Origin of the sequence: Brevibacillus choshinensis, from assembly GCF_016811915.1 — a bacterium.
Classification (GTDB): Bacteria; Bacillota; Bacilli; order Brevibacillales; family Brevibacillaceae; genus Brevibacillus; species Brevibacillus choshinensis_A.
Genome location: NZ_CP069127.1, coordinates 2,827,477 through 2,848,744, shown reverse-complemented (window position 1 = coordinate 2,848,744; position 21,268 = coordinate 2,827,477). Strand labels below are relative to the sequence as shown.

The window sequence follows — 21,268 nt, the reverse complement described above, 5'->3', positions numbered from 1 at the left end:
TTACAAGGAGACCGGCTCCAAAGTTTTTCCCGTTTCCAACAGACTTTTCAGGTTGCTCAGGATAGCCGGCCAGCCGTTGTTCAGCCCTTCGAAGGTGTCTTCCTTCTCAACGATATCAGCTGCGACCAGTTTTTCATGCTTCAAAGTGAGCTTCACAGCCGAACCCATTTGTTTGAGCTCAAATGTCACTTGTGACGGCTCCTCGCGCGTCGCTCGATCAGCAACGTACGTCCACGTAAACGAAAGAACCCGATATGGTTCGCATTTCAAAATGGTCCCGTAATCCGACACTTTCCCGTCTCGAGAGTACGTGATGCTGGAGCCAACCTTCCAATCAGACTCGATCTTGCTGCCAAAGAAATATTGCTCGGTGAATTCGCTGCTGGTCAGAGCCTCCCAGAGCTTTTCCGGTGTCGTTGCGATGTAGGAAACGTACACAAATGCGTTATCTGCCATCGTTGTCCTCCTCCAATTTCCTTTTCAAAGTGCGCAGCGCGTCGATTCGCTGCCGCTCGTACTTGCCAATCCAGCGATCGTAAATATCGGCGATCGGCGCGGCATTCAAGTAGTGCAGCTTGTTTCTGCCCTGCCATTCCACCACAATCAGCTCTGCCTCCTCCAGAATAAGAAGATGCTTGGTTACCGACTGCCGTGTCATTTCCAAGTGGTCGCACAGCTCGCCCAAGGACTGACCGTTTTTCTGAAACAGCAAGTCAAGCAACTGCCTGCGCGTTGCATCTGCGAGAGCTTTAAATACCTTGTCCATGACATTTATTATATGCAACCAAATGACTGCATGTCAAATCAGAGGCAGAAACAGAAAAAGAGCACCCTCTTATCGGGTGCCCATCTGTTTCATCTTTGTACTCCATGTTTAATGGGCTGAGCCCGCTTGGTCCACGTGCTGGACATGACGACGGTTTAGGGTCACGAATACGACTGACAGGAGGACGAATCCTGCCCCAACGATAAACGGGACGTGGGGGTTGTACCACTCCGCCAATTTCCCTGCTAGGACAGGGGCAATCGCTCCCCCGATAAAACGCAAGAAACTGTACGCCGCTGAAGCAGTGGAGCGCTCGACGGGAGCAGCGTTCATGACGCCTGTGGTAATCAAGGTGTTGTTGTTTCCCAGAAGCGCACCGGAAAAAATAACTGCTGCGATCACAACCGCCTGAGTGTTCGTCCAAATGCCCATTGCAAGCAGCGTGAGCCCGAAAAGAGTAAGCATCACGGACATGGACGTGACCGTTCCAAACCGTTGCTGGAGCTTTGGTGCCATGAATACGGAAGTGATCGCGAGCAGGACACCCCACCCGAGAAACACGTATCCCAGACCATGCTCATCCAATCCCATGACAAATGGAGCGTAGGCCATGAGCGTGAAAAAGCCAAAGTTGTACAGGCATGCTGTCAACCCAAAAACCACCAGGGAACGGTGCTTCATGGCGCGGAACGGATCAAGGACGGAGGTTTTGGCTCTAGTCGATGTACTCGTTTTCGCTTCCGCCGGCATCAAAATGATGAGGGCGATAAAGGCAATCACCATGAGAGATGCTACCCCAAAGAAAGGTCCTCGCCAGGAGATGGCTCCCAGCTCCCCACCTACCAGCGGCCCTACGGATATCCCGAGTCCGATGGCAGCTTCATACAGGATGATTGCTTTCGTGACGCCGCTTTTTGACAAGGAAACGATGGCTGTCAGTGCAGTTGCCACGAAGAGGGCGTTCCCGAGGCCCCAGCCACCACGTAATCCGCCGAGCACCCAAATATGGTTGGATAATCCACCTAAAAACGAAAACAACGCAATGATGACGATTCCAGTGAGCAGCGTCTTTTTGATTCCCAATCGGGAAGCAATCATCCCCGTGAACAGCATGGCTACTGCCATTACAGCATTATAGCTGGTGAACAGCATGCTCACTTCACTGGGTGTTGCATCCATTTTCTCTGCAATCGCAGGCAGAATCGGGTCAACCAGGCCGATTCCCATAAACGCAATGATCCCGGCAAAAAATACCGCCCATACCGATCGCGGCTGCTGCAAAAGACCCGCTTCATAGGTGTGAGCAGCTTTGACACTGGCTCCTGCATTTCCTGTACGTGACATCCTGTTTCACTCCTGAATGGCCCTATATTTGTTCTTGGCTGTCTGGACTCGCTCCTGCAAATCCGTAAGTTCAGCTCGAAACATGGTGAGCTTTTCCAGCTTCTGGTCGATCATGTGCAGCTGCTTTTCCAGCGTCTGCTCCATTTCCGCAATTTTCTCCAGCTTGAGTGGTATATCGTCTGTCTGCTTGGCCTCCACCCGTTGGTTATTGATGCTGTCACTCATTTGAATGAATTCTAAAAGTTCCGGCAGCGAAAAGCCGAGGACGTCCCTCGCGCTGATGATCTTCTTGAGCTGCTCGATGTGCTGGTCGGTATACAAACGATATCCGCCTTCACTTCGCTCTGGCGGGAACAGCAGACCGATCTCCTCGTAATAACGGATGGTACGCTTCGTGAGGCCGCATTCTTTCGCTACCTCTTCAATTTTGTAAATGCTCATGACATCTCCCCTCTGATTTTCCAGTTAATAAGGATAAAATTATCATGACAATAACATTTACGTCAACGTTAATTTCGTGTTCCTGTTTATTTGCTCCGGTAACACGAAAACCCGTGCAGAGCGGCTTTACCGCCATACACAGGTCCATATGTCTTAGCTTTAGCTTTCGCGCAATTCATCAGGGATTCGCATTTTTTCTCCGGTTTCCACACTGATCGCTACAAATGTCACTTTCGCCTTCAGTACATTTTCTTCATTCTGGTTTTGAATCGTTTGTGCAAGCACGAAGCTCGTATTGCCCACTCGCTCAATAGCCGAATGGATCACTAGGCGATCACCGAGAAAGGCTTCTTTTTTGTACTCCACATCCAAATGCGCCACGAACGCGCGAAAGCCCAAGCCGAAGAAGAACTCATACCATGGTCTGCGGGCATTCTCTAGAAACTCCAAGTACTTCACATTGTTGACGTGGCCCCCATGGACAGCTTCGACTGGAACCACCACCTCGAATTTGGCGTTTGGCAGCATGAGAATCCTCCTCTATATCCTTCAAGCAGTACTACAGATAAAATGGTTTTTAAAAAATGACGGGAGTAGTTATGCCCAGTATTTTCGCTTCATGGTCAAGCGGGTTCAGCCAGAAGTGCGGCAAATGGGAAGGATAGTGAATGGACTCGCCCGCTTTCACGATATATTCCGTGCCATCCACGTTAAAAATGACGACGCCTTCCAGGACGTAAAAGAACTCTTCTCCCGGATGGTTGAAAACGTTGTCCTGTTTTAATCCAGGCGGCATCACGACCAGGATCGGCTCCAGCGATCGTCCGGAAAACTCACCGGCCAACCTTGTGTATAGCAAGCTCGAGCTTTCGATTTGGAAAGGCTTCTGATCCGTTTTTTTCACGTAGAAGTTCTGGTTTTTGTAGCTCTCAAAGAAATTGGTGATGGGCACATTGAATGCGTCTGCAATTTTCTTCAAGGATGTGATGGCGAGCGAAGATCCCCCTCTTTCCACTTGGGAAAGAAAACTGACGGACAATCCCGTTTTCTCGCTCAATTCTTTCAAGGTCAAATTTTGCTGCAAGCGAAGGCTGCGAATTTTATGGCTCACTTCATCCATTTCCGTTACCACCATCTCCCTGTCAACATTCTGCTTCCTATTTTAACACCTTTTGGGCAAAAACTAATCCCTATCCTGATCAGATAGGGATTCGGGAGCGTTATGCTAGAGCGAAAAAAGAGGAAGTGATGCCTATTCGTTGAGATATACGGCCTCAGCGTAGAGCCGCAAGGAGCCTTCCCAATGCCTTAGGTGATTCTCCCACTCCACATGATCAAAGCGGGTAGGGAACAGCAGGGAAAGAGGAATCTTTAAATTCAGTAATCGTCCGCTGATCAGAAAACGGGTGACACCTGCTGGCATGTGACTTGCCCAGACAACACGATTTGTTCGATCGCATCCATGGTGCAAGACGGATACCGCAGGAGGACCATTCCTTCGGTCGGCAGCTGCTCCTTGCCTTTCGGGACGCGGTGCACACGGTACTTGCTGTTATAGGAAGCCACCATTCGATGCCACAGCCGCAGTAGGTAGTCGGGCTCTTCCTGGCTTTCCAGCGCATACAGATAGAATCGCTTCCCATTCGGATAGATCACTTGCGCAACATACGGCCGATCCAGCTTTTCCTGCTGCGACCAGATGGAGGGATCGTGCAGCAAACCATTGAGCCAGCTCCCCATCGGGACCAGATGATCCCATGCCTCCACTTGGAAGTGTTCTTGATTTACGACCTGTACTGGCAACCAGTGGCACCCGATTTCACGCATGGCTGCCGTCCGATGAGCGCCGTCTAAAATGAGGTACCTTCCGTCCTCCATGCGCTTGGCCAAGGGTGGGTGAAGAAGTACGCCCTGCTCCAGAATGGCTTTGCAGGTATCTTTCAACCTGGATGGTTCATGGTCTTCGTGCAAGCAAACTCGGCTGCTTTCGATGACTTGTATGGAAGATAAAACTTGCTTCAATATTCGTACTCCTCCTCACCTAGGGAATGCGCACTTCTTTCAAATATACCTGCTCCGGATGGGGGTGGCTGAGGAAGTCGTAATGAGAAATCGCCCATCCGTAGGCTCCGGCATACAAAAAGCAGATGATATCCCCCACCCGCAGCCTGGGCACATAAACATCGGCAGCCAACACATCTTTCGGCGTGCACAGCTGGCCCACTACGGTTACAATTCATCCCGAGCCTCACGTCGTGAAAATGGGTACTTCCACTTATCTGTATGGATGACTGTAAAAGGGTGGCTGTGCTGCCAAGACGAAGGCAGACGAAAATGGTGGGTTCCCCCGCGAATGATGGCGTAGGTCTTTCCGTGATTTTCTTTGATATCCAACACTTCAGCTGCATAATAGCCGCAGGATGCGGTCAAATATCTGCCGCATTCAAACAAAATATGCAGACCGGGTGGGACTTTGGTTTCTATCACGGATGACAATCCTCGCGCAAACAAATCCCAATCAAATTGCTTTTCCAGATCAGCGTAGGCGAGATTCACGTCATTTCTACCAGGGTTATAGATTCGAAATAGCCGTTGATAGGTAACAAGATAAACAAAAAACGGTCAGACGAAGACGTGAAAGAAAAGTCTTCGTCTGACCGCTGTTTTTAGCGAGGTCATTGAGTTTTGTACCGGGATTTCGTTTCAACTGCATTGATTGTTACTGCCTAGCAATCCACCACTTACCTATTTTTCATGGTCGCTTGCAAGATTGCTGATCACATCTAACAATACATTTGCTCCGGCTACCAGATCCGGTCCTGATGTAAATTCGCGAGGGTTGTGGCTTATTCCCCCGATGCTCGGTACGAAAATCATGGCTGCCGGGCATATGCGTGCGATCATTTGAGCATCATGTCCGGCACCGGACGTCATCCGCTTGGAGGTCAATCCGCGCTGCTCGGATGCTGCTTCCACTATTTTGACGATAGTTGCATCAAAGGTGACAGGTTCAAAACGAGCCATGCGTTCTGTGGCGATCTTCACCCCTTCCGCAGCGGCAAGATCTGTGAGAAAGGCAGCGAGTGCCGCTTCCTCAGCCTGCAAGCTATGTTCGTTGGGATCACGCAGATCAACCGTGAATATGGCGCGAGACGGGATGATATTGACTGCATTCGGCTCAAAGCTGATACAGCCAACCGTTGCTACAGTAGGCGTCTGTGAACTCGTCGCCCTGTCGCGCAGGAATGAAATGACTCGTGACGCAGCGTATCCCGCATCTGAGCGCATGGATATCGGTGTCGTTCCGGCATGGTTTGCTACACCTTCTATCGTAATCCGCTGCCACGAAATACCTTGAAGGTTCTCCACCGCACCTATCTGTATTCCCTCTTTTTCTAGGACGGGGCCTTGTTCAATGTGAAGCTCGACATACGCATGTGGTTTCAAAAACCCTGGCTCCTCACAACCTGCATAGCCGATACGTTCCAATTCCTCTCCTAGCACGGAGCCATCGGTACCGACTGAGGAGAGCGCCTCCTCTACAGACAGACCGCCAGCATACACGAGCGACCCCATCATGTCGGGTGTATAGCGCACACCTTCTTCATTTGTGAATGCTGCGACGACGATCGGGCGAGACGGAACAAAGCCAGCTGCCTGCAACGTCTGAATGACCTCGATACCGGAGAGCACACCATAGCACCCGTCGTACACTCCCGCATCGATGACCGTATCAATGTGCGATCCTACCATGACAGGAGCTTGATCATCTTCACTGGAAGCTCGCCAGATACCAAAAATATTGCCGATTTTGTCTACCGCTACCTCCAAATTCGCCTCCTTCATCCAGGAAACGAGAGCATCACGGCCCCGCTTGTCCTCGTCTGAACCCGCCAGTCTGACGAGTCTGTCTCCTCCGTCACGGCCAATCTGCCCTAGCTGCTCAATTCTATCCAATAATCGTGCAGCATCGATCGAAATGATGGAAGAATCGTAAGCCATTTCACATTTCCCCTTTTCACATGAATGGCTGGGTTGGCATGGAACCCAGCTATGCGGACGGATGCATACCGTCCCATACGATTTTTCTGTATCCCTCGGGATCTGTGTCGCCTTCTGTACTAATGATTAGAATTCGTGAATCTTCGTTCATTTGGAGCTGTGCAGCTAGTTGGTCCATTGCTTTTCCTTCCCGAATAAGACTGAGCACACCTAATCCTACTGCGCCCGATTCTCCGGAAATGACACGGGGATCTCCTGGCAATGGGTTGGCTAGCATCCGCATGGCTTTTGCCGATACATAATCCGGACAGGAAATATACATATCGGCATAATCTCTTAAAAGCCCCCAAGCCACAGTGCTCGGTTCTCCGCACGCTAGGCCAGCCATGATAGTTGGCATAAAACCGGTTACAGCATGAGGTTTTCCGTCATTGATTTCAACGGATTTGAAAATACATGCTGCTTCATTTGGTTCTACGATGATGGTGATCGGCCTGTTTTTTCCAAGTCTCGTTAGTAAATATCCAAGTATGCTTCCTGCAAAGGAGCCCACGCCGGCTTGCAAAAACACATGTGTCGGCCATTCCTCTCCCTCTGCTTGCAACTGTTCAAACGTCTCGTCAATGAGCGTACAGTATCCTTGCATGATCCAGGTGGGGATCTCTTCATAGCCCTCCCATGAGCTGTCCTGTATGAATACGCCGTTATTCTCGTCAGCATATTTCTTGGCCATCCTGACAGAATCGTCATAGTTCAGCTCGGTGATCGAAGCCGTGGCACCTTCTTTTCGAATATGGTTCAACCGATTTTCGGAAGAGCCTTTGGGCATGAACACGACTGATTTTTGTCCCAACTGCTTCGCCGCCCAGGCAATCCCTCTGCCGTGGTTTCCGTCTGTAGCGGTAACAAAGGTAATGCTGCCAAGTCTCTCTTTCATTTCACTCGACTTCAAAATCTCAAATGTAAGATCCGAAATATCGATTCCCAGTTTATGTGCTACGTATTTTCCAACCGCATAGGAGCCGCCCAATACTTTAAAAGCATTGAGGCCAAATCGGTAAGACTCGTCCTTTATCCATATATTCTGAACGTTCAGCTCACTTGATAATGCTTTCAAACTGTGCAAAGGCGTCACCTGGTATTCCATAAAACTCTTGTGAAAGCTTCTGACCTTCCCAATCACTTCCACGTCCAGAAAAGGTACGGATATGTGTTCGGTTTCCCATTTACGGGCTTGTTTATTAACGATGTAGCTGAATGGAGTGCTGCCTGTCATTTTCGTTCCCCCTGTCATCCATGCAATCCAAGTTGGCTATTGTTTCGACTCGGCCTCCTTTGTCATTTTGATTGAAATAACGCTGCAAGAAGAGAATGCAGAATAATGTAGTATGTGATATATTACATTCTACCTAACGCTATGAATCGATGTCAACTTCGTATGGCCTATGTTGAAATCTACAAATTGCACGTGATATATTACATGCAGACAGTAATTAGGAGGAGGCGTATCATTTGCTAGTGGAGCATGCCAAAAAAGTGAAGCGCTCATCTATTCGCGAGCAAGTATACCATCAGATTCAAGAATGGATTATTAGCGGCGTATTAAAACCGGGTGACCGATTAAAAGATCAGGATTTGGCGGAATTGTTGGGGGCCAGCCGCACACCTATTCGTGAAGCCCTGTTGAGGCTGGAAGAAGAAGGAATGATTCAAAGCAAAGCGAATAGCTGGACACAAGTTGCTCCTGTAGATATAAACCAGGCTCATCGCCTGTATCCGATCATCTGGACGCTGGAGAAGCTTGCTGTTTCTTTCGCCAAAGAGAATATTGAGACAGTGCATATCAAGGAATTGGAAGCGATTAATGAAGAACTGGATCGTGCCCTCCAGCAAGGGGATGCGCTTGGTGCCCAGCACCATGATGCGCGCTTTCACCAAGTGATTATCCATTTATCGGAAAATGAAGAACTGATTCATGTGCTGGATGGATTGAAAAAAAAGCTGCGCCGTTATGAAATCACCTACTTCAACGGTATTTCGGGGGCAGAACAATCCGTTGAGGAACATAAAAAAATCATTCTTTCGTTAAAAGAAAAAAACTTTGAAGCTGCTGCCGATCAAATAGAAGCCAACTGGCAGGAGAGTTTTCAACGCCGCTTGTCCAATATGGAATCAGAGAGTAGAAACTGAAAGAGCAAATCTTGCATTACGCTTCCGGTGGATCTTATCCGGAAGAGGAAAGCTTTCTTTTTTAGGCAAAAAAAATGGCATGCGCCCCTTCCCACCCTACGGGCGGTATAGGAGCGCATGCCATGTGTTTTTTTGCGATTGCTGGACTTCTCCAGTTCAGGGTTATTTGTATAAATAGGTTTTAATGCAATCTTTCAATCATTTCCCTCTCTACCAACCTGCTCGCTAAGGGGCCGAAATGCTGCATCGCTAAAGCACCTGCTCCCATGACAATCGCATCTCCCCTCAACTCTGATGGAATCACCTTGAATTTGCCCCGAAAAGGCTCCCAAATGACTTGCTCGCTATGTTCTTCAACCAAGTCAATAATTTCCCTGTAATGCTCTACCAAATCACCGCTTAAAATGACGGTATCTGGATTGTACATGCAAACGATGTTGTTAATCGTAATGCCAATGTACAAGGCTGTGCGCCAGACGATCTCTTTTGCCCAGCGCTCGTTGTTTCTCGCGGCTGCATATACTTGGCGAACATCCGATATATCACTTACACGTCGCGCTTCCTGAATCAACGAGTTCTCATCGACATAGGTCTGCAGGCAGCCGCGCTTTCCGCAATCGCATAGGTTGCCGTTTGGATCAAGCGTCGTATGTCCAAGCTCTCCGGCGCTATTGGAGCCACCCCGGAAGACCTCCCCATTTATGATGAGCGCAGAACCAATCCCGGTGCCGATTCCAATCAGTGCGGTCTTGTTTGATCCTTTCGCGGAGCCGTACAGATACTCCGAGAGAATTTTTACTTTCAGGTCGTTATCGATCACTGTTCTGATCTGCAGCTCTGCTTCAATCATGTTGGCGAACGCTACGTTATTCCAGCCTAACGTTCCCGAGAGCTGGACAATGCCCTGTTCATAATTAATGACACCTGGGATTCCAATTCCGATCCCGATCACTTTTTCATAGGGAATGTTTTGTTCCTCGATCATCGCGCGTATTTCCCTGCATATCAGGTCAGCCGTCTCCTCAGGTGTGGATTTTTGCGCCTGATGGTCTACCCGGTGGTATACCGTCACCGTTTCACTAAAATCCATCAATCCAAAGCTGATTCGCTTTTTTTCGATATCGACACCAATCGAGTAGATCGCTCCTGGCTCAATATCCAGCATGATGGCTTTCCTGCCCAGACCGGAAGATGTCAGGTCCGTTTCGCGAATGACCCCTTCCTCGCATAGCTCACTCACAAACCTGCCGATCGACGTTGCACTCATTTTGGTGATTTTCGTAATTTCGGCTCGGGAAATAGGCCGCTGTTTTTTTATAATGTCTAGTATCATCTGCTTGTTATGCTGTTTGGTTACGTCCTGATCCTGTTTCACGATTTTTTTCATAGCTGCTACCCCTCTTACCTATGACTTTCCAGTGTATCTTTTTACCTATGTAATCCATACACTACCCGTCCGTCCAGCGTTCGTCAACGGCACAGAAAACAACCACCCGTTTCTCTCGGATGGCTGCTATCTGGAAGATTGGTGAACCGCTGTCTCATCCAGCCCTTGGTACTTGATATACAGTGCCGTCAGCAGAAGCGCTGCGCCGTTTACGATAAAAATGAACCGGGTGGAAAGCATGCCTCCGAGAAAACCGCCAAGCACCGGTCCGATCATATTGGCAATCTGGATGGCAGACTGGTTCAGTCCGAAAGCTCTCCCGCGAAAATCAGGCTCAATCACTTTCACAATCAGTGCATTGATTGCCGGATAAACGGCAGCGAAAAACAAGCCGTACAAAAACCGCAGAATGCCAAAGCCGTACAGATTGGTAAAAAAGGATTGCAGCACACTTCCGACTCCTCCGCCTACCAGCCCGAAGAACAAAACCTTGGTGTAGCCAATTTTACTTCCTACTCTCCCCCAACGCGGGGCAGCCAAGACTGTCGCGATGCCAATCGCAGAAAAAATGATACCGGAGCTAAGAGAAGCATCCTGTTCGGCAGCCCCTAGCTGCAAAACATATACGGTCAGAAGCGGCTCCAGCAGCATAACGGATACGGTCACCATCATGCTGATCCCAAGAACGATCATGAAACGACGGTTCAACATCGCCAATCGCAAATCGTCCCGGACTTTCGATCGCTGCTTCATCTTGACATGAACTTCACGGACGAAGAAGGTAGCGATCAGGGCAGCAACCAGAACAAGGCAAGAGGAAAAAAGAAAAGCCTCCCGATTGCCCCACAAATGGCTGACTACACCTCCAATCAATGGTCCGATAATTCCACCTGTCGCACCGCTTGTCGCCATGATCCCCAGCGCGTAGCCTGCGTTCTCTTCGGGAGTATTGGTCGCAACCAGCGCAATGGCAGAAGGTACAAAACCAGCCAAAAGACCTTCCAGCATGCGCACACCTAAAAACACGTATGGGTCCGTAACCAGATAGTAAAGGAAGTAAATCAGTACAAGACAGTACCCTGCCCGAATCATCATCATCTTGCGTCCGTATCGATCCGCGAGGGAGCCCCAAAACGGAGCGATGAATGCACCTGTCAAAAAGGTAATCCCAAAAGCGATCCCCGACCATGCCTCCAAATGCTCGTGAACCCCAAGCGTGTTGTACATAAAAAGTGGCAAAAAAGGGATCGACAGCGAGTAAGCGGTACTACAGAAAAATACACCGATCCACAGGACCACGAGATTTCTTTTCCAGGAGAACGACATGGCCATGACAAACCTTCTTTCCTGCAAACAATGGCATTTTCCAAACGGAAACAGAAGGAAGCATCACGATGCAGATCGCAATGCTTCTCCCCATTCGCTCGCTACGCTTCTTCCCAGAAACGCCGCAAGTTCTCCATACCGATTTTAGACCCTTCCCGGCAGTCTTCCATTCCTTCGAATTCCACTGTAATATAGCTGTCGTAGCCAGACTGCTTCACCAGCTTGACAACTTCGCGAATAGGGATATCCCCTTGTCCGACGATGGCTCCACGCAAGTAATTGCCGTTGACGGTCTTAAACCATTTTCCGCCACCTGGCTCTTGGTAATAGGGACGGAAATAAAAATCTTTGAAATGAACGAGCGAAGCGTAAGGTAAATTTTTCTTCACACCAACCAGCGAGTCTTCATCCACGCACATAAAGTTTCCAATATCTACGGTTGTTTTGAAATTCGGGCGATTGACCGCTTGCAATACGCGCTGTACGCGATCACTTGCTTGGACCAGCCAGCCATGGTTTTCAATCGTCGTTGTAATACCGAATTGCGCTGCGTAGTCTGCAATTTGCCTGCTGCCCTCGACCATCATTTCGAGGTTGTTCTCAAAATATTCGATCGTCGTTTGCTCCACTGGAACCGTAAAAGCGGATACATCGTGACGCATATGCTTGATGCCCATCCGGTTAATGAGATCCACATGCGTTTTTACACGCGCAACCTCTGCCTCGAAGGCTTCTTCTGTTTCCTGGATGAAGTTTGTCGGCATCGAGTAGTTAGACAGCTCAATCCCCACCGCCTTGGCTTTGTCCCGAACGGCGTCAGCCAGCTCATAATTGTCGACCAGTGTGAAGCCATAAGGTACGATTTCCATATGCTCGCCACCATGATCGGCAATCCATTGCACGACATCCAGTACATCCATCTCTCCCGCTCTGATTGCGGTCAGCAAACTATATGTGCTCAATCCGATTTTCATGAGATCCACCTCTTCTTTTTTATCGTTATCATTTGGTTTCGTGTCATCCGGCCGGCTCTGTTCGTCATTCTCGTTCGGTTCCATCCCTCCTTCCCAAGCATGACAATCAGGACAAGGTCACCTTGTCGATCATGACAGCCTGCCTGCAGCGATTCGATTCGTAGGCTGCTTTGACGATTTCAAGCGTGCGCAGCCCATCCTCTCCCGGTATAGACGGAGGTCTTCCTTCTTGCACGCACGAAACGAAATCCGCAATGAGTCCTTCATCCATATCCTTTGCCCACGGGAGATACTGCAGCCTATTGCCTCGATCATTGTAGTAGAGGGCATGCTGCTTAAACACATCGACCCACAGCGTGCCTTTGGTCCCTACGATATGCATGGTCACATCGCCCCAGGTAGGGAATGATTTCGGTCTGGACCAGCTCGGGTCGATGGTCACAATCACACCAGACTCCATTTCCAGTGAAACGATTCCACAATCCTCCACCTCAATGTCGTAAAACCGGGTATCCAGCTCGGCGTAAACACTCTTCCCCTCATCCTTCAGCAGCCAGCGGACGAGATCCATCACATGCACGATGTGGTCGGTAGCAGCTCCGCCACCGGAGAGCTCTTTATCAATGAACCATCCGCCAGGCATCTGCCCGTGATTCGTTCCGTTGATCGCCAGAATCTCTCCGATTGCCCGGGACTCAATCAGCTGCTTCACTTGTTCCATCACCGGTGAAAACCGCACAGGATAGGCGATTTGCAAAATGACCCCTTCTTCCCTGCAGGTGCGGATCATCTCTTCGGCGTCCTTCACTTCTGTCGCAATGGGCTTTTCACATAAAATCTGCTTTTTGGCTTTGGCAGCAGCAATCACATGCTCTTTGTGCCTGGCATTTTCCGAGCAGACAATGACCGCCTCCACATCTGTCTGCAAAAATTCTCGCAGATCGCGATGATACTCGACCTGATAGGCTGCTGCTGCCGCACTCCCCCGCTCCTCATCGTTATCCCAGATGGCAGTGAATTGAACGTCCGGGTGCTTTTGCAAATAAGCGGCGTAGCTATGGGCGTGCATATGAGCAAAACTGATGATCCCTACTTTCATCTGGAGCTACCTCCATCTATGAGCTGGACCGGCTGCCCCGACTCAGATGATTGTCGTGCAGCCTGGGCGATTTTTCGAGCATGAAACACATCTTCTGGAGCCATGCGGAGCGTCTCTTGTTTGGATAAAACTCGAATAAAATGCGCTCTGCGGCTTCGCAAACGATCGGAGTGGGCTACATCAGCCAAACGGTTGATACCATATTCCGTTTGTGGCTGCTTCCCGCTCATTTGCCATAGGATCGGCTGACTCTCGTGACTGTCGTGCTGCATCATGCCGGAATCACCCGTCAATTCAAAGGATGAGCGCTCCTCCTCTGTCCAGGACAGCTCGACATGAGCAATCGTTCCATCGACATGTCTCAGGACAACCAGTGCATATTGGATTCCTTGACCGGCTTCGTCCGTATGCTCGACAAGCCTGGCCATGACACGCGAAACATCACCGAAAGTCCACCGCAGCCAATCGAATACGTCTGTACCCAAAATGTCAAAGATGCAACCTTTTGCCGTAACCGGTGTGCTTCTTCGCATCCGGATCACACCTGGCTTGCCTATCGCTCCCTGCAAGATGTGCTCGCGAGCCTGTACATACTCCGGTGAAAAACGAAGTGTATTTGCCATCAGCAGCAGTGTACTTTGTTTCGCACATACCGCTTCCAGTTCGCGAATCGATTCGAAGCCGATCTGCCCATCTGCATCACAAATCACATGCTTTTTGGCATCGGCAGCCAGCTGGATCCATTTCTCAGGTGCCGTCACTGTCGATGCGATGTCTACCACATCTATCTCTTGTTCACTTAGCAGTTCTCGCAATCCATCTATGCTGTCTACCACTCCTACCATCTCTACCTCTTTCTCGCTCGACCAAACTGATTCTTGCCCGCTCCCACCAGTCGTATCCGCAATGGCTACTCTCCACATGTGGCTTTCCCACCTCCAGTGACCTTCTAGCTTTTTGTGCTATAAAGAAAATTGAAACGTATCCTGCAGCACGACCGCTGCCGCTCCTACCACTTCCACATCTTCTCCAAGCGAGTTCAGACAGATTGCAAGCCCCTCGGTTAAAATGCCATGGGCGTATTCATGGACATATTGCGTTACTTTAGAAACGAGCAGTTTATTATCAAACGCTATTTCTCCGCCGAGAATGATGGCCTCCGGATTAAAGAGGTGGACGAGATTGACCAAACCTGACGCCAAATAAGAAGCTATTTCTTCTAAAATTCCCTCGGCAAGCGGATCGTTTTGCTCCAGTGCTTGCCGAAAAACAGTCGCGGAAATTCGATTGACGTCATTTCCGGCCAGCTCAAAAATAGAGCTTTGCTTTCCTTTGGCAAGTGCGGACAAGAGCTTGGCGTAAATCGCTGGCCAACTAACATAATTCTCGAGACATCCGATATTTCCGCAATCACAGCGAACACCCGTGCGATCGATCGTGGTATGTCCAAACTCTCCGGCTCCTCCAGCATATCCCCGATAGATAGAGCCGTTTACCAGGATACTGGACCCCAAACCATCCCCGATCGTTACGTATAGCATGTTTTGGAAATGGCAGAAATCACCGATGTTCTTTTCCGCAAGCAAATAGGCATTCGTGTCGTTGTCGAGCCAGGTTTTGATAGGAAAACGGCTTTCTACGATCTCTTTCACCGGGATGTCCTTTAATTTCAGCTTTGGATTATAGCGAATGACCCCATTTTGAGAATCCACGATTCCCTGCGTAACGATGGAAATGCCGACGCAGTTCTCCAAGCTTTCATAGGGCGAAAAGAACTTCTCCATGATTTCCAGCAAGTACGTGATGACACGATCACCTTGATAGGACTTAATCGCATAAACTTCTTTTTTGCGGACCTTTGCTTCCAGGTTCATTTCCGCAATCGTTATTTTAGACCCACTTATCGATATCCCGATTAAAAAATGGCTGTCGGGCGAGAACTGCAGCAGGATCGGCTTTCGTCCTCCCTTTGATGTCCCTGTTCCAACTTCACTGACGAGCGAGTCGCGAATCAGTTCACCGACTGCCGACGTAACGGTTGTAGGACTCAGTTTGTGCCGTTTCGCAATTTCGCTTCGGGAGATAGGTCCATAATGACGGATCGTGTCTAGTATGATGGATCGATTCAACTCTTGAATTAGCTTTAAATCACCCGTCCTGCGCATGGTACCCTTCCTTTTTCCTTGGCTATTCACTGCTCATAAGTGGCAGGCCGCGAAATGACCTTGTTCTGCTGTTTCCCGCAAGCGAGGGACAGTGGTCTTGCATATATCCATGCTGTACGGACAGCGAGTATGAAATAGACAGCCTGATGGCGGGTTAACCGGACTCGGCACATCCCCTTGCAGGATACGCTCCCTTTTTGCTCGCGGGTCGGGAATTGGAACAGAGGAGAGCAGTGCCTTGGTATACGGATGCTGGGGATTTGCAAAAATGGATTCTTTCGGTCCCGATTCTACCAGAGAGCCCAGATACATCACGCCGATTTTATCGCTGATATGCTCCACCACACTCAAGTCATGGGAAATAAACAAGTACGTCAGGTGAAACTCTTCCTGCAAATCTTTGAGCAGATTCAAAATTTGCGACTGAATGGATACATCCAGCGCAGACACGGGTTCATCCGCCACGATTAATTTCGGCTTTAAAATGAGGGCACGCGCGATGCCGATCCTCTGCCTTTGTCCACCGCTGAATTCATGGGCGAATTTGTCCGCATGGTAGCTATTTAACCCGACCACTTCCAGCATTTCAGCTACGATCTTTTCTCTTTCCGCTGTAGATAGGTTTGTATGGATGACGAGTGGCTCCCCTACGACTTCACGAATTTTCATTCTCGGGTTGAGCGAAGCATACGGGTCCTGAAAAATCATTTGCACTTGCTTACGCACTTCCCGCAGCCGGTTTTCATTCATCTTTGAGATTTCTTCCTGATTGATCCAGATTTTTCCCTCATCGGGGGTCAGCAGCCTCGTCACCAAACGTCCCGTAGTAGACTTGCCGCATCCACTCTCCCCGACCAGGCTGAATGTCTCGCCTTCCTTGATTTCAAAGGAGACGTGATTGACTGCCTTCACGCTTTTTTTGCTGCCCAAAAATCCACTGTCTATCGGAAAGGTTTTTTTGATCCCGTCTACAACCACTAGTGACTTAGACATGCACATCCCTACTTTCTTCACGATAGAGCCAGCAGCGGCAGAAGCGTTCTGGACCTGAGGCTGTAATGCCCGGTTCTGCCTCCCAGCAAACAGGCATGACCTCCTTGCACCGCGGGGCAAATTTGCAGCCTTTTGGCATCTGGTTCGGATTTGGTACATTGCCCGGGACCGAATCGAGCCTGGAACGTTTTTGACCCAGTTTTGGAACCGAACCGATCAAGCCCTTTGTATAAGGATGTTTCGGGTCATCGAATAAATCGTACACAGACGCTTCTTCCACCACTCGGCCTGCGTACATGACAACCACGCGATTGCACATCTCCGCCACGACGCCCAAGTCGTGCGTGATCAAGAGCATCGACATATGCTCTTCCGCTTGGAGCTGCTTCATCACATCGAGGATTTGCGCCTGGATCGTGACATCCAGTGCGGTTGTAGGCTCATCTGCAATCAGCAGATTCGGTCGACACGACATGGCCATCGCGATCATGATCCGTTGTCTCATCCCGCCGGACAATTGGTGCGGATATTCGCTCATGATCTCTTGTGGTCTCGGAATTCCTACCTTGGTCAGCATATTCACCGCGTGCTCTCTCGCCTGTTTGTCAGAATAGCCGAGATGCAGACGAATGGATTCCATAAGCTGCTCACCGATTTTCATCACGGGATTGAGAGATGTCATCGGCTCCTGGAAAATCATAGCAATCTCTTTCCCCCGAATTCCGCGCATACTGCTTTCCGAGATGGACAAAAGATTCGTTCCGTTGTACTTGATTTCCCCGTTCGTGATTTCCCCAGTCGTATCTTTAAACAGGCGCATGATCGAAAGGGAGGTTACGCTCTTTCCACAGCCTGATTCCCCGACAAGCCCGAGCACTTCCCCTTTTTTTATGTGAAAGCTGACATTGTCCAGGACGACTGTCTTTTTGTTATCTCTCGTAAATTGCGTTTGCAGATGCTTTACTTCGATGATGTTTTCACTCATCTGCCCCAACTCCCTCGATTAATTCTTCGTTTTCGGGTCCAGAATATCTCGCAAGCCATCGCCGATCAGATTGAACGCCAGCACCGACAAGAAGATGACCAAACCGGGGATCATCACGACGTGCGGCGCGGTGTCCAAGTAATCTCGCCCCATGCTCAGCATCGCTCCCCAGTCTGGACTCTCAGGCTTTGCTCCCAGACCGAGAAAGCTTAAGCTGGATGCTGCCAGGATAGACGTTCCGATACGTAAGGAAAAGAAAACGATCATGCTTGAGACGGTTTCCGGAAAAATGTGACGAAAAATGATCCGGCTGCTTCTGGCACCCATGGATCTCGCCACCTCTACAAATACCGCTTCCTTTGCAGCCAGTGTGTTCCCTCGAATCAAACGAGCAAAGGAAGGGATGCTGAATACGGCTACGGCAACCACTACATTCGTTAAGCCTGGCCCCAAAATCGCGACAATCGCAATCGCCAAAAGGAGATCTGGAAAGGCAAACATCACGTCGCTGGATCTCATGATGAGGCGATCCAGCCAGCCTCCGTAATAACCGCTGCACAATCCCAAAATCGTCCCGATCACGGCTCCCACCAAGACTGAGGTGAAGCTGACACTGAGCGAAATGCCTGCCCCTACGATGATCCGGCTCAATATATCCCTGCCATATTCGTCCGTACCTGCCCAATGTGCTTTGGAAGGGGTTTGCAAAATCGCATCATAATCTGGCTCATACGGATCATACGGAGCTATGAGAGGTCCGAATATTGCGACAAGAAGCAGGATGATGATGAAAAAACCGGCCCAAAATGCGGTCTTTTGTTTCTTCCACTTTGTCCAAAACTCGCTAATCCTCGAGCTCCTCTTTTCCTCGGAAACCAAAGAGACTTGACTTACTTCTTTCACAGCTTCCATGAATGTCTCCCCCCTTTTGGTTAGCTATCAAAGCGAATTTTCGGATTGAGAGCTTTGTATAAAATATCCACCAGGAGATTCACCAAAATGAATTCCAGCGAGAACAGCAGAATCACCGCTTGCACAACGGGATAGTCGCGGAAGGCAATCGAGTCAATCAGAAGTCGCCCCATCCCCGGAATACTGAACACGGTCTCCACAACAACTGAGCCTCCAAGCAAAAATCCGAATTGTAAGCCCGCTATGGTGACGACTGGAATCATTGAATTTTTCAGCGCATGCTTGCGTACCACTACGGATTCCTTTAAGCCCTTTGCTCGTCCTGTCCGAATAAAGTCTTCTTTCAAGGTTTCTAGCAGAGAGGATCTAGTGAAGCGGGCAAGCATCGACATGATTCCTGCGCCAAGCGTAATGGAAGGTAGAACATAGCTTTTCCAGCTATCGGTCCCTCCTGTTGGAAACCATCCGAGCTGAACGGAAAACACCTGTATGAGAATGAGTCCCAGCCAGAATCCGGGTAAGGAAATGCCTGAAATTGCCGCAAGCATCCCTAAAAAATCGGGCCATTTATTGCGGAACACAGCAGAGATGGTGCCGATCAGCAGCCCCAGAACAAGCGCCCAGCCTAAACTCATAAATGTCAATTTCAACGATATCTCGTACCGATTTTCGAACATATCGCTAATCGGAAGACCTGTCTTTAACGAATGGCCCAAATTACCCGTGAACAAGTTTTTCATGTAGTTGGCGTATTGCACCGCCAACGGTTTATCTAAACCCAATTCCTGACGAACACGTGTGATTTCCTCCAGTGTCGCCTCTTTTCCAGCAGCTAAACGCACAGGATCACCTGGAACCAAGTGAATGAAAAAGAAGATGAGCAATGACACGATGAAAATGATCGGAATGATCCCGATAAGCCTCTTCACGATATAACGGAACATATATCGGTTCCTCCTAAATGTGGAAAAGGGCGTTGGGCAACAGGCAATGACCCAACGCCACTTCTCCATTTATTTAATTTCGGCTTCTCTGACGTAGATGCCGCCGCTTGGCGTGATGTAAACACCCTCTACGTTGCTGCGTTTTCCATACAAGATTTCATCGACAGCGAGGAAAATCCATGGAGCTTCCTTAAATACATTTTCTTGTACGATTCCGTACAGTTCTTTTTGCTTCGCTTGGTCAGAAGATTGTGTCGCTTCCTTGATGCTCTTATCTACCAGATCATTTTTGTAGAAAGCCGTGTTGGCTCCAGCTGGCGGGAAGTTCTCGCTGCTGAACAAGGAGCGCATAGCATTATCGGGGTCTGCAGAAGACCAGCTTACGTACCACATTTGCATTTTTGCTTCTTCTGGAGATTTGATGTTGTAGATTTCGTCAGACAGGGTAGCTTCTTCCATCGATTTCACTTCTACCGTGATGCCGACCTTTTGCAGCTGCTGTTGGATGAACTGCATGCCTTTCATCGTATCCGAGTTGGTATTGCCCCAGATTTCTGTAGTAAAGCCGTTTTCGTAGCCAGCTTCTTTGAGCAGTTGCTTCGCTTTTTCCACGTTGTACTCATACTCACCTTGCTTGGCGTAGTGAGCGATCGTTGGCGACATGACAGATTCCAGCTTCGCTCCATAGCCTGCTTTCACTACTTTGATGAACGCATTCTTGTCTACTGCATAGTTAATCGCTTGTCTTACGCGAGGGTCGTCAAACGGCTTTTTCACCATATTGATGGAAACGTAACGGGTAATCGTCGATGGCGTGCGCTCCACTTTGACGCCTTCTGCTCCACTCAAAGTCTCCACTTGCTGTTCAGGCAGAGGATAGATGACGTCCGCCTCTCCTGTTTTGAGCATCGCTACTCGCGAACCGTTTTCTGGAACGGGTTTGTAAGTAATTTTGGCAACCTTCGCTGCACCCTTGTTCCAGTGATCAGGATTCAGCTCCACCGACAGATGGTCACCCTGGACCCACTCTACAAATTTGTACGGCCCTGTACCTACTGGATTCTTCGCAATGTCTTTTCCGTATTTCTGCAAAGCTTGCGGACTGATGATTCCAGTCGTAAATTTGTTGATCATGGCGCTAAACGGTTGGTTCAGTGTCACTTTTACCGTGTATTCATCCACGACTTCTGTGCTCTTGATATACTTATAATTCCGATAGGCACGCAGGTTGTTGTCCTTGTTGCTCATGCGGTCAAAGTTGATTTTGACTGCTTCTGCATTAAAGGGGGTACCGTCATGGAACGTAACGTTTTGACGCAATTTAAACGTGTATTCGGTAGCATCCTGGTTCGCTGAATATTCCGTCGCAAGCCCGGGGATTAACTTCAAATCCTTGTCGTAAATCATCAGGCCTTCGTACATCGACGTCTGTACTCCAGATGACAAAGCGTCCCCTGTATTTTGCGGGTCCATCGTGATGAAGTTCTCGTTGACCGCCACCACCAGCTCATCTTTCTTTGTCGACGGCTTCTCTTGTGCAGTGGAAGTGCTTGGAGCAGTATTGCCGCCACTGCTGCTGCCCGAACTCGTAGGACTGTTACCGCTGGAACACCCAAATAGTAAAGCTACTGAAAAAAGGAAGACAGATGCAGCTCGAAAATAGGACACTTTTTTCACGACCCTTTTCCCCCTTACAATTTTTATCTGATAGATGAAATCTGGATGTCCCAAGGTATACTT

At 49.2% G+C, this 21,268-nt stretch carries 23 protein-coding genes; 1 reads left to right on the top strand and 22 read right to left on the bottom strand.

Annotated features, from left to right (window positions below; translation table 11 throughout):
- The 11 genes from JNE38_RS14420 to dpaL all read right to left on the bottom strand — a co-directional run bounded on the left by JNE38_RS14420 (nucleotide 1) and on the right by dpaL (nucleotide 7,829).
- Complete coding sequence (locus JNE38_RS14420; RefSeq protein ID WP_203357175.1) at nucleotides 1-456, bottom strand: SRPBCC family protein; 456 nt, start codon at nucleotides 454-456, stop codon at nucleotides 1-3.
- Nucleotides 446-766: an ArsR/SmtB family transcription factor gene (locus JNE38_RS14415; protein ID WP_203357174.1), complete on the bottom strand. Its 321-nt coding sequence runs from the start codon at nucleotides 764-766 to the stop codon at nucleotides 446-448. The genes JNE38_RS14420 and JNE38_RS14415 overlap by 11 nt, the downstream gene beginning before the upstream one ends.
- A 108-nt stretch (nucleotides 767-874) precedes the next feature.
- Nucleotides 875-2,047, bottom strand: a complete 1,173-nt coding sequence (locus tag JNE38_RS14410; RefSeq protein ID WP_428993727.1) for an MFS transporter — start codon at nucleotides 2,045-2,047, stop codon at nucleotides 875-877.
- Between the two features lie 69 nt (nucleotides 2,048-2,116).
- Nucleotides 2,117-2,551, bottom strand: a complete 435-nt coding sequence (locus JNE38_RS14405) for a MerR family transcriptional regulator (protein WP_203357172.1) — start codon at nucleotides 2,549-2,551, stop codon at nucleotides 2,117-2,119.
- A 159-nt stretch (nucleotides 2,552-2,710) separates the two neighbouring features.
- Entirely contained in the window at nucleotides 2,711-3,079 is a 369-nt protein-coding gene (locus JNE38_RS14400) for an acyl-CoA thioesterase (protein WP_238933658.1), read from the bottom strand.
- Between the two features lie 49 nt (nucleotides 3,080-3,128).
- On the bottom strand, nucleotides 3,129-3,671 hold the full coding sequence (locus JNE38_RS14395; protein WP_203357171.1) for a helix-turn-helix domain-containing protein: 543 nt from the start codon (nucleotides 3,669-3,671) through the stop codon (nucleotides 3,129-3,131).
- Between the two features lie 275 nt (nucleotides 3,672-3,946).
- A complete protein-coding gene (locus JNE38_RS14390) occupies nucleotides 3,947-4,573 on the bottom strand; it encodes a ParB N-terminal domain-containing protein (protein WP_203357170.1) in 627 nt (208 codons plus the stop codon).
- 19 nt (nucleotides 4,574-4,592) lie between these two features.
- Entirely contained in the window at nucleotides 4,593-4,775 is a 183-nt protein-coding gene (locus JNE38_RS30950; protein ID WP_275296708.1) for a hypothetical protein, read from the bottom strand.
- A 5-nt stretch (nucleotides 4,776-4,780) separates the two neighbouring features.
- The gene (locus JNE38_RS30945) at nucleotides 4,781-5,107 is read right to left on the bottom strand and encodes a type III PLP-dependent enzyme domain-containing protein (RefSeq protein WP_275296707.1); all 327 of its coding nucleotides are present in this window, start codon (nucleotides 5,105-5,107) and stop codon (nucleotides 4,781-4,783) included.
- A gap of 189 nt (nucleotides 5,108-5,296) precedes the next feature.
- Complete coding sequence (locus JNE38_RS14380) at nucleotides 5,297-6,553, bottom strand: Zn-dependent hydrolase (protein WP_203357169.1); 1,257 nt, start codon at nucleotides 6,551-6,553, stop codon at nucleotides 5,297-5,299.
- Between the two features lie 49 nt (nucleotides 6,554-6,602).
- Nucleotides 6,603-7,829 carry a diaminopropionate ammonia-lyase gene (dpaL, locus tag JNE38_RS14375; RefSeq protein WP_203357168.1) on the bottom strand — a complete coding sequence of 409 codons (1,227 nt, stop codon included), beginning with the start codon at nucleotides 7,827-7,829 and terminating at the stop codon, nucleotides 6,603-6,605.
- Nucleotides 7,830-8,071: 242 nt separating this feature from the next.
- Here dpaL and JNE38_RS14370 point away from each other — a divergent pair, with 242 nt between their 5' ends.
- Nucleotides 8,072-8,743 (top strand): GntR family transcriptional regulator, encoded by a 672-nt coding sequence (locus JNE38_RS14370; protein WP_238933728.1) that lies wholly within the window; start codon nucleotides 8,072-8,074, stop codon nucleotides 8,741-8,743.
- Nucleotides 8,744-8,924: 181 nt separating this feature from the next.
- On the opposite strand, the gene JNE38_RS14365 is transcribed toward JNE38_RS14370, so the two are convergent.
- From JNE38_RS14365 to JNE38_RS14315, 11 genes are all read right to left on the bottom strand, one after another.
- Entirely contained in the window at nucleotides 8,925-10,130 is a 1,206-nt protein-coding gene (locus JNE38_RS14365) for an ROK family transcriptional regulator (protein ID WP_203357166.1), read from the bottom strand.
- A gap of 126 nt (nucleotides 10,131-10,256) precedes the next feature.
- Entirely contained in the window at nucleotides 10,257-11,456 is a 1,200-nt protein-coding gene (locus JNE38_RS14360; protein ID WP_203357561.1) for an MFS transporter, read from the bottom strand.
- A 101-nt stretch (nucleotides 11,457-11,557) separates the two neighbouring features.
- Nucleotides 11,558-12,430, bottom strand: coding sequence for a sugar phosphate isomerase/epimerase family protein (locus JNE38_RS14355; protein ID WP_203357560.1), 873 nt, complete (start codon nucleotides 12,428-12,430; stop codon nucleotides 11,558-11,560).
- Between the two features lie 106 nt (nucleotides 12,431-12,536).
- Complete coding sequence (locus tag JNE38_RS14350) at nucleotides 12,537-13,529, bottom strand: Gfo/Idh/MocA family protein (RefSeq protein WP_203357165.1); 993 nt, start codon at nucleotides 13,527-13,529, stop codon at nucleotides 12,537-12,539.
- Entirely contained in the window at nucleotides 13,526-14,452 is a 927-nt protein-coding gene (locus tag JNE38_RS14345) for a Gfo/Idh/MocA family protein (protein WP_203357164.1), read from the bottom strand. Before JNE38_RS14345 ends, JNE38_RS14350 begins: the two co-directional genes overlap by 4 nt.
- 39 nt (nucleotides 14,453-14,491) lie before the next feature.
- The gene (locus JNE38_RS14340) at nucleotides 14,492-15,694 is read right to left on the bottom strand and encodes an ROK family transcriptional regulator (protein ID WP_203357163.1); all 1,203 of its coding nucleotides are present in this window, start codon (nucleotides 15,692-15,694) and stop codon (nucleotides 14,492-14,494) included.
- A 33-nt stretch (nucleotides 15,695-15,727) separates the two neighbouring features.
- Nucleotides 15,728-16,687 carry an ABC transporter ATP-binding protein gene (locus JNE38_RS14335; RefSeq protein ID WP_203357162.1) on the bottom strand — a complete coding sequence of 320 codons (960 nt, stop codon included), beginning with the start codon at nucleotides 16,685-16,687 and terminating at the stop codon, nucleotides 15,728-15,730.
- Nucleotides 16,680-17,672: an ABC transporter ATP-binding protein gene (locus JNE38_RS14330; protein ID WP_203357161.1), complete on the bottom strand. Its 993-nt coding sequence runs from the start codon at nucleotides 17,670-17,672 to the stop codon at nucleotides 16,680-16,682. Before JNE38_RS14330 ends, JNE38_RS14335 begins: the two co-directional genes overlap by 8 nt.
- An 18-nt stretch (nucleotides 17,673-17,690) precedes the next feature.
- On the bottom strand, nucleotides 17,691-18,584 hold the full coding sequence (locus JNE38_RS14325) for an ABC transporter permease subunit (protein ID WP_203357160.1): 894 nt from the start codon (nucleotides 18,582-18,584) through the stop codon (nucleotides 17,691-17,693).
- Between the two features lie 20 nt (nucleotides 18,585-18,604).
- Entirely contained in the window at nucleotides 18,605-19,528 is a 924-nt protein-coding gene (locus tag JNE38_RS14320) for an ABC transporter permease subunit (RefSeq protein ID WP_203357159.1), read from the bottom strand.
- 69 nt (nucleotides 19,529-19,597) lie between these two features.
- A complete protein-coding gene (locus JNE38_RS14315; protein WP_203357158.1) occupies nucleotides 19,598-21,205 on the bottom strand; it encodes a glutathione ABC transporter substrate-binding protein in 1,608 nt (535 codons plus the stop codon).
- Between the last annotated feature and the right edge of the window lie 63 nt (nucleotides 21,206-21,268).

Excerpts from the sequence above, each read along its gene's own strand:
- JNE38_RS14380 (WP_203357169.1), bottom strand. The coding sequence starts at position 6,553 with ATGGCTTACGATTCTTCCATCATTTCGATCGATGCTGCACGATTATTG.
- JNE38_RS14345 (WP_203357164.1), bottom strand. The coding sequence starts at position 14,452 with ATGTGGAGAGTAGCCATTGCGGATACGACTGGTGGGAGCGGGCAAGAA.
- JNE38_RS14350 (WP_203357165.1), bottom strand. The coding sequence starts at position 13,529 with ATGAAAGTAGGGATCATCAGTTTTGCTCATATGCACGCCCATAGCTAC.
- dpaL (WP_203357168.1), bottom strand. The coding sequence starts at position 7,829 with ATGACAGGCAGCACTCCATTCAGCTACATCGTTAATAAACAAGCCCGT.
- JNE38_RS14320 (WP_203357159.1), bottom strand. The coding sequence starts at position 19,528 with ATGTTCCGTTATATCGTGAAGAGGCTTATCGGGATCATTCCGATCATT.
- JNE38_RS14415 (WP_203357174.1), bottom strand. The coding sequence starts at position 766 with ATGGACAAGGTATTTAAAGCTCTCGCAGATGCAACGCGCAGGCAGTTG.
- JNE38_RS14355 (WP_203357560.1), bottom strand. The coding sequence starts at position 12,430 with ATGAAAATCGGATTGAGCACATATAGTTTGCTGACCGCAATCAGAGCG.
- JNE38_RS14330 (WP_203357161.1), bottom strand. The coding sequence starts at position 17,672 with ATGAGTGAAAACATCATCGAAGTAAAGCATCTGCAAACGCAATTTACG.
- JNE38_RS14395 (WP_203357171.1), bottom strand. The coding sequence starts at position 3,671 with ATGGATGAAGTGAGCCATAAAATTCGCAGCCTTCGCTTGCAGCAAAAT.
- JNE38_RS14420 (WP_203357175.1), bottom strand. The coding sequence starts at position 456 with ATGGCAGATAACGCATTTGTGTACGTTTCCTACATCGCAACGACACCG.
- JNE38_RS14365 (WP_203357166.1), bottom strand. The coding sequence starts at position 10,130 with ATGAAAAAAATCGTGAAACAGGATCAGGACGTAACCAAACAGCATAAC.
- JNE38_RS14400 (WP_238933658.1), bottom strand. The coding sequence starts at position 3,079 with ATGCTGCCAAACGCCAAATTCGAGGTGGTGGTTCCAGTCGAAGCTGTC.
- JNE38_RS14405 (WP_203357172.1), bottom strand. The coding sequence starts at position 2,551 with ATGAGCATTTACAAAATTGAAGAGGTAGCGAAAGAATGCGGCCTCACG.
- JNE38_RS14335 (WP_203357162.1), bottom strand. The coding sequence starts at position 16,687 with ATGTCTAAGTCACTAGTGGTTGTAGACGGGATCAAAAAAACCTTTCCG.
- JNE38_RS14360 (WP_203357561.1), bottom strand. The coding sequence starts at position 11,456 with ATGTCGTTCTCCTGGAAAAGAAATCTCGTGGTCCTGTGGATCGGTGTA.
- JNE38_RS14340 (WP_203357163.1), bottom strand. The coding sequence starts at position 15,694 with ATGCGCAGGACGGGTGATTTAAAGCTAATTCAAGAGTTGAATCGATCC.
- JNE38_RS14325 (WP_203357160.1), bottom strand. The coding sequence starts at position 18,584 with ATGGAAGCTGTGAAAGAAGTAAGTCAAGTCTCTTTGGTTTCCGAGGAA.